12 protein-coding genes are annotated in these 11,883 nt (G+C 58.9%); 4 read left to right on the top strand and 8 right to left on the bottom strand.

Going from position 1 to position 11,883, the window contains the following annotated elements; genetic code table 11:
• Window position 1: 1 nt before the first annotated feature.
• The 4 genes from SIC14_RS16900 to SIC14_RS16885 form a co-directional block, all read right to left on the bottom strand.
• Complete coding sequence (locus SIC14_RS16900; RefSeq protein WP_412563076.1) at window positions 2-916, bottom strand: ABC transporter permease; 915 nt, start codon at window positions 914-916, stop codon at window positions 2-4.
• Window positions 917-932: 16 nt separating this feature from the next.
• Window positions 933-1,892 (bottom strand): ABC transporter permease, encoded by a 960-nt coding sequence (locus tag SIC14_RS16895; RefSeq protein ID WP_412563075.1) that lies wholly within the window; start codon window positions 1,890-1,892, stop codon window positions 933-935.
• Between the two features lie 73 nt (window positions 1,893-1,965).
• Window positions 1,966-3,537, bottom strand: a complete 1,572-nt coding sequence (locus SIC14_RS16890; protein WP_412563074.1) for an ABC transporter substrate-binding protein — start codon at window positions 3,535-3,537, stop codon at window positions 1,966-1,968.
• Window positions 3,537-4,283 (bottom strand): FCD domain-containing protein, encoded by a 747-nt coding sequence (locus SIC14_RS16885; protein WP_412563073.1) that lies wholly within the window; start codon window positions 4,281-4,283, stop codon window positions 3,537-3,539. The genes SIC14_RS16890 and SIC14_RS16885 overlap by 1 nt, the downstream gene beginning before the upstream one ends.
• Window positions 4,284-4,456: 173 nt before the next feature.
• On the opposite strand from SIC14_RS16885, the gene SIC14_RS16880 reads away from it, so the two are divergent.
• From SIC14_RS16880 to SIC14_RS16870, 3 genes are read left to right on the top strand one after another with little or no spacing between them, the layout of a single operon-like run.
• Window positions 4,457-5,365 carry an N-acetylneuraminate lyase gene (locus tag SIC14_RS16880; protein WP_412563072.1) on the top strand — a complete coding sequence of 303 codons (909 nt, stop codon included), beginning with the start codon at window positions 4,457-4,459 and terminating at the stop codon, window positions 5,363-5,365.
• A 4-nt stretch (window positions 5,366-5,369) separates the two neighbouring features.
• Entirely contained in the window at window positions 5,370-6,833 is a 1,464-nt protein-coding gene (locus SIC14_RS16875) for a sulfatase-like hydrolase/transferase (RefSeq protein WP_412563071.1), read from the top strand.
• The gene (locus tag SIC14_RS16870) at window positions 6,830-7,726 is read left to right on the top strand and encodes a formylglycine-generating enzyme family protein (protein ID WP_412563070.1); all 897 of its coding nucleotides are present in this window, start codon (window positions 6,830-6,832) and stop codon (window positions 7,724-7,726) included. Before SIC14_RS16875 ends, SIC14_RS16870 begins: the two co-directional genes overlap by 4 nt.
• A 22-nt stretch (window positions 7,727-7,748) precedes the next feature.
• On the opposite strand, the gene SIC14_RS16865 is transcribed toward SIC14_RS16870, so the two are convergent.
• Entirely contained in the window at window positions 7,749-8,519 is a 771-nt protein-coding gene (locus SIC14_RS16865) for a helix-turn-helix domain-containing protein (RefSeq protein ID WP_412563069.1), read from the bottom strand.
• Window positions 8,520-8,611: 92 nt separating this feature from the next.
• Here SIC14_RS16865 and SIC14_RS16860 point away from each other — a divergent pair, with 92 nt between their 5' ends.
• Window positions 8,612-9,385 carry a phytanoyl-CoA dioxygenase family protein gene (locus tag SIC14_RS16860; protein ID WP_412563068.1) on the top strand — a complete coding sequence of 258 codons (774 nt, stop codon included), beginning with the start codon at window positions 8,612-8,614 and terminating at the stop codon, window positions 9,383-9,385.
• Window positions 9,386-9,491: 106 nt separating this feature from the next.
• On the opposite strand, the gene SIC14_RS16855 is transcribed toward SIC14_RS16860, so the two are convergent.
• The 3 genes from SIC14_RS16855 to SIC14_RS16845 all read right to left on the bottom strand — a co-directional run bounded on the left by SIC14_RS16855 (window position 9,492) and on the right by SIC14_RS16845 (window position 11,854).
• Window positions 9,492-10,586 (bottom strand): OmpP1/FadL family transporter, encoded by a 1,095-nt coding sequence (locus tag SIC14_RS16855; protein ID WP_412563067.1) that lies wholly within the window; start codon window positions 10,584-10,586, stop codon window positions 9,492-9,494.
• A 117-nt stretch (window positions 10,587-10,703) separates the two neighbouring features.
• On the bottom strand, window positions 10,704-11,570 hold the full coding sequence (locus SIC14_RS16850) for a DMT family transporter (protein ID WP_412563066.1): 867 nt from the start codon (window positions 11,568-11,570) through the stop codon (window positions 10,704-10,706).
• Complete coding sequence (locus tag SIC14_RS16845) at window positions 11,567-11,854, bottom strand: putative quinol monooxygenase (RefSeq protein WP_412563065.1); 288 nt, start codon at window positions 11,852-11,854, stop codon at window positions 11,567-11,569. Before SIC14_RS16845 ends, SIC14_RS16850 begins: the two co-directional genes overlap by 4 nt.
• Between the last annotated feature and the right edge of the window lie 29 nt (window positions 11,855-11,883).

Raw genomic sequence — 11,883 nt, 5'->3', positions numbered from 1 at the left:
CTTACCCTTGCAAGGTCGGATCGGTGGAGTCGCGCAGACCGTCACCAATGAAATTCACACTCAGAACAAAGAGCGAGATCACGCTCCCCACCGGCAGCCAGAGCCACCAGTTGTTCTGCAGCACACGCAGATCCTGCGCCACGTTCAAGATGTTGCCCCAGGTCGGCACCGACAGCGGCACGCCAAGCCCAAGGAAGCTGAGTCCCGCTTCGGCCAGAATGAACATGGCGGTCGACAAGGTGATGTTCACCATGATCGGGCCTAGCGCGTTGGGCAGGATATGTTTGTAGCAGATCTTGACCGTCGGCACGCCGAAGCTGCGCAGCGCCTGCACGTATTCCTCTTCGCGTAAGGACAGCATCTTGGCCCTTGCCATTCGGTACATCGGCGCCCAGCCGGTCAGTACAAAGATAATGATCAGGTTCATCAGGCTTTGACCCGCGATCGACACCAAGAGCAGCACCAGAATGATCTGCGGGAAGGACATGAAGATTTCGGAAATCCGCAACGCAACGGTGTCAATCCAGCCGCCTTTGTAGCCGGTGTAACAGCCAATCCCGACGCCGATCACCGCCGCCATCAGGGCAGAGCCAAGACCGACAAGGATCGAGATGCGGCCGCCGTAAAGGATACGGGCAAAGACATCCCGGCCGGTGCGGTCGGTGCCCATCAGATGGTCCCAGCTGGGCGGCTGCAACATGGCACGCAGGTTGATTTTCTGCGGATCATGTGCGGTCAGCAAGGGCGCAAAGATCGACATCAGCAGGATCACCGAGAAGATCACCAGACCCACCATCGCCAGACGGTTCGCCATCAGTTTGCGCAGGGCGCGGCTGCCTTTGGCGGGCTTCAGCTGCCCGGCCTCTTCCATCGCGCGGATCTTGTCGAATTTCTTATCAAGAGCGGTTTGTTTCATGTCTCTATCCTCCGCCTCAGCCCAGTCGCACACGTGGGTCAATCAGGGCGGTCAGCACGTCGACGATCAGGCTGGCCATCAGCACAGCAAAGACCGATAGCAGCGCGATCATCATCACCAGCGGGTAGTCCGATCCGCGCACCGCGCCGATGAACTCGGATCCGATGCCAGGCCATTGGAAGACCTGTTCAATGATGACCGAGCCGCCGATCAGGGTGGGCAGGCGGAAACCGATCAGCACCACCACCGGGGTCAGGGCCACACGGAAACCGTGGATCAGGTTGATGCGCCAGGCCGGCAGACCTTTGGCGCGGGCGGTGCGGATGAATTCTCGGCTGAGGCTGTCCAGCATCGACGAGCGCGCATAGCGCATTACACCCGCCGTCATCATCAGCGACAGCACAATGCCCGGCAGCACGATGTGGGGCAGGCGGTCGAAAATGGTTTCATAGCCCGGCAGCAATCGGCCACCGGCGGGCAGCCAGCCCAGGTTCAGGGCGAAAATCAGGATGGCCACAAGGCCAAAGAAGAACTCGGGGATCGACACGCCCAGCATCCCAACAACGGTGAGCGCGTTGTCCGTGCCCGAGCCACGACGCAGGGCCGAGCTTGTGCCCAATACGCAGCCGATCAGGGTCGAGAAGATCAAGGCAAAGACCGACAGTTCCAGCGTGGCGGGCAGGCGGTCCAGCACAATTGTGGAGATCGCAACACCGCCCGACAGCGAGTGGCCGAAGTTGCCCTGCACAACATTGGTAACCCAGATCCAGTAACGTTCCAGGAAGGATTTGTTCAGCCCCAGCGCTTCACGCATGGCGGCAAATTGTTCTTCCGTCATCCGCGCAGCGGCTTCGGGATCGATCATATGGGAAACGGCGTCTCCGGGCGTCAGTTCAAGGCCCAGATACACAAGAAAACTGATGACCAGCATCATCGGGATGGTGATCAGCAACCTGCGGATAATAAATGTCAGCATGAGGGGTGCTCTTGGTCAGAGTGTCTCGCAGCCCCCCGTGAGGGGCTGCGAGGTGGGGTCCGTTTAGGCGTGCTTACTTGCTGGCGGCCTTCGGGAAGGCGTTGATGCGCAGCGAGCGGGTGTAGGGGATGTCTGCCGGAACGATCTTCATGTGATCCATTGCTTCCAGCGAGGCCACATCCGCCACCGATTTGGTGAAACCAAAGTCCAGACGCCCCGAAGCGGCATTGGTCACAACGTTGCCGTCGTTTTCACCGCTGGGGAAGGCGACGATTTCGTCGATGTTGGCTTCACCACCATGGTGCTCGGCGAAGGGTACAAAACGCACATAGTCGTTCATTTGCACTTCGGCGATCTTATACGGGCCGGAACCAACAGGGTTCTGCCAGTAGGGGTGCTGCTGGAATTCGGCCGGGTTCACACCGTCCAGAAGGTGCTTGGGCAGCGGCGCAAACTGGCTGAAGGTCAAGAAGACGTTCGGGTCCAGCTGGCTCATGTTCAGCGTGATTACGTCACCCTCTGCCGACATGCTCTCGATCGCGTCGAAGGTCGACTGGAACACAGCGTTGATGCCGGGCACGGTTTTGGCGGTCTCGATCGACCACAGCACGTCCTCAGAGGTCAGCGGCGCACCGTCATGCCAGGTCAGGCCGTCCTTCAGATCGAAGGTGATGGTCAGACCATCGTCAGACACCGAGAAGTCCTCGGCCAGCTGGCCTTCGGTCGGCGCAAGCGACCCATTTGCGGTCAGCAGGCGGTCTAGGCCGATTTTCGAGAAAACATAGATGCCAGGGTTCAACCAGGGATGTTCAAAGAACTGTGCCGGCGCGGTGTTGGTGTAAAGCACCTCTTTGCCGTTGGCGTCCGGTTCTACTGTCCAGTTTGCAATGCCCCAGTCGTAGTTGAACTGGTCGTTGCCATACTGGCCGCCGTTGCGGCTCATGCGGGCTGATTCATAGATGAACAGCTGCTGATAATAGAGCGGGATGTCCGACAGTTTGGTGTTTTCAAAACGCTCGAAGTCTTTGAACGCATCGGCCTGAACGGCTGGATCCGCCGAGGCGTTGATCCGCTGGATCAGCGCATCCCGATCCGCGTCGCCGGGCACGTAGGAGCTGGAGCCGGATTTATAGCCATTATAGTACTCCTGCAGCGCCAGCGCCGCTTTTGCACCATAGGCAATGTCCCATTCGATGCCCGAAGTGTCTTCGGCGGTTGGCAGAACGCTCAGCTGGCCACCCACGTCACCTTCCAGCTTGCGGTAGGTCATCTGAATGCCCACGTCACCCAGGTAGGCCTGCATCGCGACCATCAGGTCAGCGGTCAGCTGGTCCCCGTAGTAATAAACAACGTCCAGAACCTGGCTGTCATCCCAGCCTGCGTCTTTCAGCAGCGCGCGGGCCTTTTCAGGGTCATAGGCGTAGGCGTTCAGGCCTTCGGCCTTGAAGCTGCCGTTGGGGATCATCGAATCCGCAACAATCGCTTTGCCCTCAAAAAGGGTGTCGACGATGGTGTCCATGTCGATTGCATAGGCAATCGCCTGACGCACACGTTCGTCGGACAGCTGGTTGGCCCGTTCCGCATAGGCAAAGGTCGAGGTCATCCCGACCGCGGCTGCAATGGCCATACCAAACAACTTGTTCATTATGCTTCCTCCTCCTGGATAGCAGACTTCAGACGGGCGCCTGCCTCAGGACCGACATCAAGTGCGATCCGGAAGTAGGTGCCGTAGTTCCGTGTCAGATGTCGCGTCAGCGTTTCGACCGCCTTGTCGGCGTCCTTGTCCAGAATCGCCGAGACAATGGCCCGGTGTTCTGCGTTGCTGGCGCGGTTTCGGTCGGGGAAGTCCGGCAGAACCGCACGGTTTTTCATCAATTTCTCAACGAAAGTGTCGTGCAGGGCGATAAAGATGGGGTTTCCCGGCACCTCAGCGAGGACCCGGTGAAACTGAACATCTGCATCGCGGAAGGCCTCGACGTTATCGAGATTTGCCTCACAGGCCTCGATCGCTTCGAGCATTTTTGCAATCTGCGCATTGGTTGCATGGACCGTTGTGTAGCGCAGCATGCTGGTTTCCAGAAACAGGCGGGCCTGTTCCAGATGTGCCAAACCTTCACTCCCCGAGAAGAAGAACTGAGCCGTCTCGCCAACCCCTTCCATGACTTTCGTCAGGGATGGAACAACAACACGGGGGCGTTTGCCCTTTTCCTGAGTGGTAAGACCACGACCATGCAGGATGGTCAGGGCCTCACGCACAACATTGCGGCCAACGCCGAAGCGTTCACACAAATCTCTTTCAGCGGGCAGCATGGCCCCGGCCGCATAGGTGCCGGAATGCACATCCGATGCAATGTGATTTGCGATGTCAGTAGCCGTCATGTCTTCAGCCATTGTGTCCTCCTCGTGGCCAAAGGTTAGCCGCGATTCTATTTTGGTGTCTACTTTTTTCTTTTTGGTTGACCAAAAATAATTTGTGGCCCACCAATAAGGAGATGATGACGCATTTTGGTGCGAATCCCAAGGGGGTTTCGCAACCAAGGCCCCGTGAAAACTAAGGAAAATCTATGAATATCAACGGTTCAGTCTTTGCAGCCATGCTTACCCCCATGAATGACCAAGGGGATGTGGCGCCGGAAAATGTCGGCGTTTTGGTTGACCATATCCTGTCGCGTGGTGTCCACGGGCTCTATGCGTCTGGTTCTACAGGCGAAAGTGTTCTGCAATCGCGTGAAGAACGGGCCGAGGTTCTGACCGCGCTGGCCGACCATGCGGCGGGCAAAACCACCTTGATTGCCCATGTTGGCGCCGCCTCGACCCGCGAAGCTGTGGCTCTGGCAGAACTGGCAGGTGAAAAAGGCTATGACGCCGTATCCGCCGTGCCGCCCTACTACTATAAACACCGCTATGAGGACATCGTTGCCTATTACACCGCAATTGCCGATGCCTCCGGTCTGCCGCTGATTATCTACAATATTCCGGCGCTGTCGGGCACCGATCTGTCGACAGAGAAACTGTTGGAATTGATGGAAGATCCCCGCATCGCTGGGGTGAAATACACCGCCCAGGATCTGTTCCAGTTTGGCGAGTTGAAGAAGGCCGCGCCCGAGAAAAAGCTCTATTTCGGCACCGATGAGATGTTTATCGGCGCAGCCGCCGCCGGGGCAGATGGCGGCATCGGATCCACCTATAACCTGATCGGCGATCTTTACTTGGCCGTTGAAACCGCGATTGCAGCCGGGGATGTCGACCGTGCCCGCCGGGCACAGCGTATGGCCAATGACTTCATCGCGATTCTGCTGCGGGCCGGTGTTGTTCCGGGCCTGAAACACTGCCTGAACCGTCTGGGCGTGCCGGTTGGGTCAGTGCGCGCGCCGTTCTCGCCTGTTTCAGCCGCAGGGGCTAAGGAGCTCGACGCATGGATGGAGTCGGTGAACCTGTCGCTGGGCAACGGTGCAGCCAAGGCGCTGGACTGACCCCATGACCGCTTCGACCCCACAGAACAACCAGACCAAAGGGGCGCCTGAAACGGCGCCCAATATCGTTTACCTGATGTTTGATCAGGCCAAAGCTGCGGCCATGTCGTTTATGGGCAATGATGAGATCGAAATGCCCTATTGCGATCAGCTGGCCGCCGCAGGCTGGGTGTTTGATCACGCCTATTCCGCTGCCCCGATCTGCACACCATCGCGCGCCTCCGTCCATACCGGACTGTTTCCGCAGGTCCACGGGGCAACCTGCCACCAGAATCGCGTGGCCTTCAACGTGCCGCAGTTGGCGGAACTGTTGCAGCAGGCTGGGTACTACACCGCTGCGCTAGGACATTATGAGCCCGAACGTAACCTTTGCCGCGGCTGGCATGAACAGGCCCCGATGCATGAACGCGGCCCCCTGTTTGACAGTTGGATCGCGCATATCAAATCCGGCCGCAAAGACGTTGCCTGGTCCTCCGGCACCATTGAGTGCGACGCACCCGAGGGCAACTCAGCGCTGCTGACCGACCGCGCCCTGCGTATGCTCGACCAGGCCGAGGCCTCGGGCCGCCCGTTTTTTCTGCATCTGGCCTATGACGATCCGCACCCGCCCTATTTTGTGCCGCGCCCCTATGACACGATGTATGATCCCGACAGTCTGACCCTGCCTGAGGCGGGGGATCCGAATGATCTGCCGGCGTGGCAGGCCAAAGCGCGCAAAGATGTTGGCACCGCACTGGGCTCGGAGGCGGATTTTCGCAAAGTGCTGGCGGTCTACTACGGCATGATCCGCTATATCGACGATGAGATGTCCCGCCTGCACAGCGCTTTGGAAGAAAAAGGGCTGCTTGAGAACACCTGGATCATCCTCGGCTCGGATCATGGTGACTATACCGGTGAGAAGGGGCTCTTTAACAAATCGGAATCCCTATATGGCTGCCTGCTGCATGTCCCGATGGTGATTGTGCCGCCGAAAGGCGCGGGGGAGCCCGGGCCACGGCGGATTGAGGATCTGGTCAGCACCGTGGATCTGTTCCCGACCATCCTTGACATGGCCGGTGTCACCGCGCCGCGCAATCAGGGGCATTCGCTGCTGCCCTGGGTCCGTGGCGGTCACGCCGAGCCATTGCGGGATTCGGTCTTTGCACAGATCGGCGACTACCACGGTTTTATCGGCACTAGCTGGCCCTCAGGCATGCCAGAATCCGGCCGCCATGCCAGCCTCACCCACACTGTTCGCACCAAGGATCGGGCCTATATCTGTGATCCCGACAATGGTGATGAAGCCTATGATCTGGCCTGTGACCCTAAAGAGCTGCACAACCTCACCAATGAAGGTATGCCGCCCCTCGACACGGAGTTCGAGGCCTTAAAAGCCAAGCTTGAGGCCTTTGTGGAAGACTGCGCGAACCTGAAGTCTGACCTGGGGGTGATCGAAGGTGATCGTGGCTTTGTCCAGGGGTGGGAATGAACGACGCTGGCGTTGAAATTGCTGGAATGGTGCCGCTGCGTGGCGGCGAATTTGTGATGGGCAGTAACCATCATTACCCGGAAGAGGCGCCCGCGTTTACCACCTCGGTCCGGCCCTTTGCGATGGATGTAGGCACCGTCACCAATGCCGAATTCGCAGCATTTGTGCGGGCCACGGGCTATGTCACCGAAGCAGAACGATCGCTTGATCCAGCCCTCGCACCAGACCTACCGCCAGAGGCGTATTTGCCTGGCGGATTAGTCTTTACCAAGACCGACGGGCCCGTGCCATTGCATGATTTTCGCCAATGGTGGCGGTTTGTGCCCGGTGCGTATTGGGCCGCCCCCGAAGGATCTGGTTCGACCTTGCGGGGGCGGTGGGATCACCCTGTTGTACAGGTCTCCCACGCTGATGCATCGGCCTATGCCCAGTGGGCAGGCAAGGCGCTACCGACAGAAAAGGAATGGGAGTTTGCGGCCCGATCCGGGGTGGCAACTGCCTGGCCTTGGGGGGATGAATTGATGCCTGAGGGTCAGGTGATTGCAAATACCTGGCAGGGAGACTTTCCCTTTTTAAACAATCACAAAGGTGACGTTCTGAGCTGGTCCGCACGCGCAGGGCGCGCCAATGCCTATGGGCTTTACAATATGATCGGGAACGTTTGGGAGTGGACGGCTTCGCGCTTTGGCTCTCATGCTGAAAACCATGCCTGCTGCACCCCCGCGCGCGCTGTTGCAGCGGGGGAAACCTATGTGGTTAAAGGTGGCTCTTTCCTCTGCGCACCCAGTTATTGTCGCCGCTACCGTGCGACCGCGCGCAGCCCGCAAGAAGCGCGATCGGCAACAAATCACCTTGGATTTCGCTGTGTCTTGCGCACCGCCGGAGCTGCATAATGTTCGGCGTCGACACAGGCCTCTACGCCATCCTTTGCTTGCGGCGGCGATAGCGACCCGGGGGCAGCCCGTAGCGTTTGGAAAAGGCAGCCGAGAGGCTCTCGGCATGGGCGAACCCGACGGCTTCCGCCACTTCGGGCAGCGTCATGCCACTGGTGAGCAGCAGCTGTTCTGCTCGCCGCAGCCTTAACCTTTGTAAATGTTGGCCCGCTGGGCGTTGATGCTGCGCGCGGTGTTCGGCCCGAAAGGTGCTTTCAGACAGTCCGACAAGGGCGGCAACATCGACCAAGCCGCGTATCCCTTGCAGTTTTTCTGCCGCCTCATGCCAGGCCTGATCAATGCGGCTTACTGGTGCTGGATCCGGCGCAGGTTGGAAACCGTCCAGTATGACCTGCAACAGATTGGCCCGCATTCCGTGGTCCACACCGCGCTTGCCGTACGTCTGCAGAAGCGTCACCAGGCTTTGTAGATCCGCGCCGTGCAAAAGGTTGGGCAGGGCGTAGCTTTGTGCTGCAGAAATGTCCGGATGATGCCATGTGAAGTGGCAAATTGAAGCCTCTGCGGTGGGTTTTGCCTGCCCGTGAAAAGCTGTGTTTGGCGCGATCAAGATGCCAGCAGGAGCTGTAATCTCCTGCGAAATACCGGCGATTTCTAGCGTTAGGGTGCCGCTATGGACCCAGAGCAGATCCCAGAACGGCCAACGGGCAGGCCCGACCGCGAAACGGTGATCGAAGCGGCCACGGTCGAGCCGAAGGATGTGAAGATTGGATTGCACCATGAAATCGATATTCATATTTTTGGACCGATTTGGGCAATTGGAAAATGGGGTCTGCCCGTGAAAAGTATCGTCAGAAGCCTCACACACAGCTGACGGAGCCGCCGAAAATGCCTTTTGATCCCAATCCACACAGCGCCACCCTTCGGAACGATTTCAATCGGGATGGCTATGTTCATGTCGATGCGTTTTATAGCGCTGATGAGATCGATGAGATCACCCACAAGCTGACAGACTTTATCGTGGAGCAGGTTCCGTCAATGCCGCCCTCTGAGGTGTACTACGAAGACAAGAACGACCCCAACACGCTGAAACAGCTGCAGAAAATCTATCAATACGACAGTTACTTCCAGGATATGATGCTGCACGGCCCGGCACGTCGCATCGCCGAAGAGGTGCTGCAGGATGAGGTGGTGCCGGTGAATATGCAGTACTTCAACAAGCCGGCGGGGATTGGTCAGCCGACGCCACCGCATCAGGATGGCGTGTTTTTTCATCTCGACCCGTGCGAGGCGGTAACCGGTTGGTTGGCGCTAGAAGATGTCGATCATGAAAACGGCTGCATCCACTATCTGCGCGGCTCCCACAAGGTAGGGTTTCGCGACCATGGGCAAAGCGGAGTGTTAGGATTTTCGCAAGGGATGCGAGATTTTGGAACACCCGAGGATCAGGCCGCGACGGTCAGTTTTCCGGGGCCGGCGGGCACCTTCCTGATGCATCACGCCAAGACCGTTCATTGGGCAGGCGCCAATACCTCGAAAACCCGATCGCGCCGCGCATTGGGCTTTATTTACTACGCCAAACGTGCGCGTGAGGATGTGGCCTCCAAACAGGCCTATCAGCAGGCGCTGAATGCGCGGCTGAAAATGTCGGAGAAGATCTAGCGGCCTGTGTCCACTCTGTGTCTGCTCTGATCCTCTGACGGGCGGGCATAGAAAAGCCGGGCAGTTTTGCAGAACTGCCCAGCGTTTCCTGTTTCTTCACCAGTCTTTAGAAGCTGTGGCTCAGCTTCAGCCCAGCGGCCCAGCCGGTGTTGTCGGCAAAGGTCGAACCGATGGTCGAGGTGGTTGCGTCACCGATCCAGATATGGCGCACACCTGCGGACACCGAGGTACTGTCATTCAGGCTGTACTTCATGGCGACGCCCAGCGAGGTGTTGCCGTCGGTCGGGCCCAGGTTGCCAACCGGATCGCCGCCGGGTTTCTCATAGCCAACAGAGACCGAGCCGGACAGCATGTCGTTGAACTTGCGTCCCACACCCAGCGAGTAGGTGGTGGTAGAGCTGTCATAATCAACCAGCGCGGCACCCAGTGCGGCGGGGGTGATGTCGAAGACACCCCAGTCAACCCAGCGGACCGACGCCATCAGTAGGGTATCGGCTGCAATACCGGTCTGGAAGTCCAGGTTCACCGATTGCGGCATCACGGTGGTCATCTGGGTCGAGAAGGTCGAGGTGCCCAGACCCGTGGTAATCGCTTCGGTGAGGTTCAGGTTATGGGTGACCTCGGAGTTGTAGGTCAGCGCCGCACGCAGCGCGATGTCCGGGATCTCATAGGCCACACCAACCAGATAACCGTAGTCGGTCTGGGTGTCGGTGCTCATGTTGTAGATGCCGGGCAGCGAAATCGGCAGGTTGTTCACCTGACCTTTGGTCTGCACAGCCCGCAGACCGGCATGGACGCTGAAGTTCTCGTTGATCTCATAGCGACCAATGGCGGTCAGAGCGTTGGAGTCAACCGAAGCGGTGGCGCCTGCAAAGGGGTAGCCTGTACCGGTCGCATAGTTCACATCAGCGCCGAAAGGCTGATCCATCATGATGCCGAACGAGAACTGATCGGTGAATTGCTGCTTATAGGCCACGCTGAACAGCGAGTAAGTCGGCGACATGTCGCCCGACAGCGTGCTGCCAAGGGCAGGTGCTGCCACACCCGAAACGCTCGGGCTGACCGAGCCAAAGGTCAGCTCAACCACGTTGCCTTCTTCAAACATAAAGCCAATGCCTTGGCCCGAACGGTCAATGCCGCCCGCCTGTGCAGTTCCTGCCGTCAGAGCCAGAACAGCGGCCCCTACCAAATAACGCTGCATGAAGTCCTCCCCTTCACATTCTTGTGTCTGTCTTTGGCATATCCAAGCGGGTTTTCGCCTGTCAACGCCGCCCCAGCGTAAACTTGTCGCATTTGTGCTGGGAAGGGGGCAGCGAATCTATTGTTGGTTGCGTGGCACTTCTGCACGGATGTTCAGGTAGTTGGCGGCAAAGATGACACCGGCGCCCAGCAAAACCCATGGGTCTAGAGGCTCGGCATAAAGCAGCATCCCGACAACAGCGATCAGCGGCAGGCGGACAAAGTCGATGGGCATCACCACCGTGGCTGGGGCCAGTTTCAGCGCTGTGGTCAGGCAGAAATGGGCCACCAGCCCGGCCAGAGCAATGAGCACCAGCCAGGGCAGTGAACTGGTTGAGGGCAGGGTGATGTCCCCGTCATAACCAGCCGCAATGATGCCAAAGGCAGCTTGCATCAGCGTGAGATAGAAGAGGATGCAGGTGATGGTTTCCGTGCGCGTCAACTTGCGGGTGAAGATGGCGGAACCGGCAAATCCGATCGCCGCCAAGGCGGCGGTCAGCTGGCCGATGTTGACGGAGTCGGGTGTGGGACGGGCCACAATCAGGATGCCAATGAACCCCAAGAGCGCTGCCAGCCCGCGGGTGCGGGTGATCCGCTCGCCCAGCACAAGCGCCGAAAGCGCAATCGCCCAGAGCGGCGAGGTAAATTCCAGCGCAAAGACCTGCGCCAGCGGGATCACGGTGAGGGCATAGAACCACAGGTTTTGCCCCGCGAAATGGCTGAGGTTGCGGATTCCATGCAGCCCCAGATTGCGGGTGTTGACCTCTTTCAGGTGACCGGTGACGGTCGCCACCGTGACCACAACTGCCAGCCCGATAAAGCTGCGGAACATCATGATTTCAAAGGTGTCGAGCTCAAAGGAAATCGCGCGTCCGGCAATCGCCATCGAGGTGAACGAGACAATCGCCCCGGTCATCCAGAGCGCCGCCAAAAAGGTCTGGTTCATGACGGGGTGGCCTCTTCGGTGATCTGGTAGTCGCGGGGCAGGCCCCGGGTCACCTCGGCCCAGACGCTGGCGCCACCGCGGGCCTGATGGGCGTCAAATGCGGCGCGATCAGCAAACAGTTCATTCACCTCAAACCGGCCACCTGGGGCTTCGGTCACTTCAAAGGAGAGGCAGCCGGGTTCCAGCCGGGTCAGTCGGACATGTTCGGGCAGGGCGGCACGCACAGCCGCCAGACGGTCCGCGGTGCAGATCATGGCGCCGGTCAGGCGGATGCGGTGGCTCATATCTCTCTCCCTTTTGCCGGAGCTTTGAC

The organism is Thalassobius sp. MITS945101, assembly GCF_047123305.1.
Taxonomy (GTDB): Bacteria; Pseudomonadota; Alphaproteobacteria; order Rhodobacterales; family Rhodobacteraceae; genus Thalassobius.
This window is presented reverse-complemented; position numbering and strand designations above follow the sequence as displayed.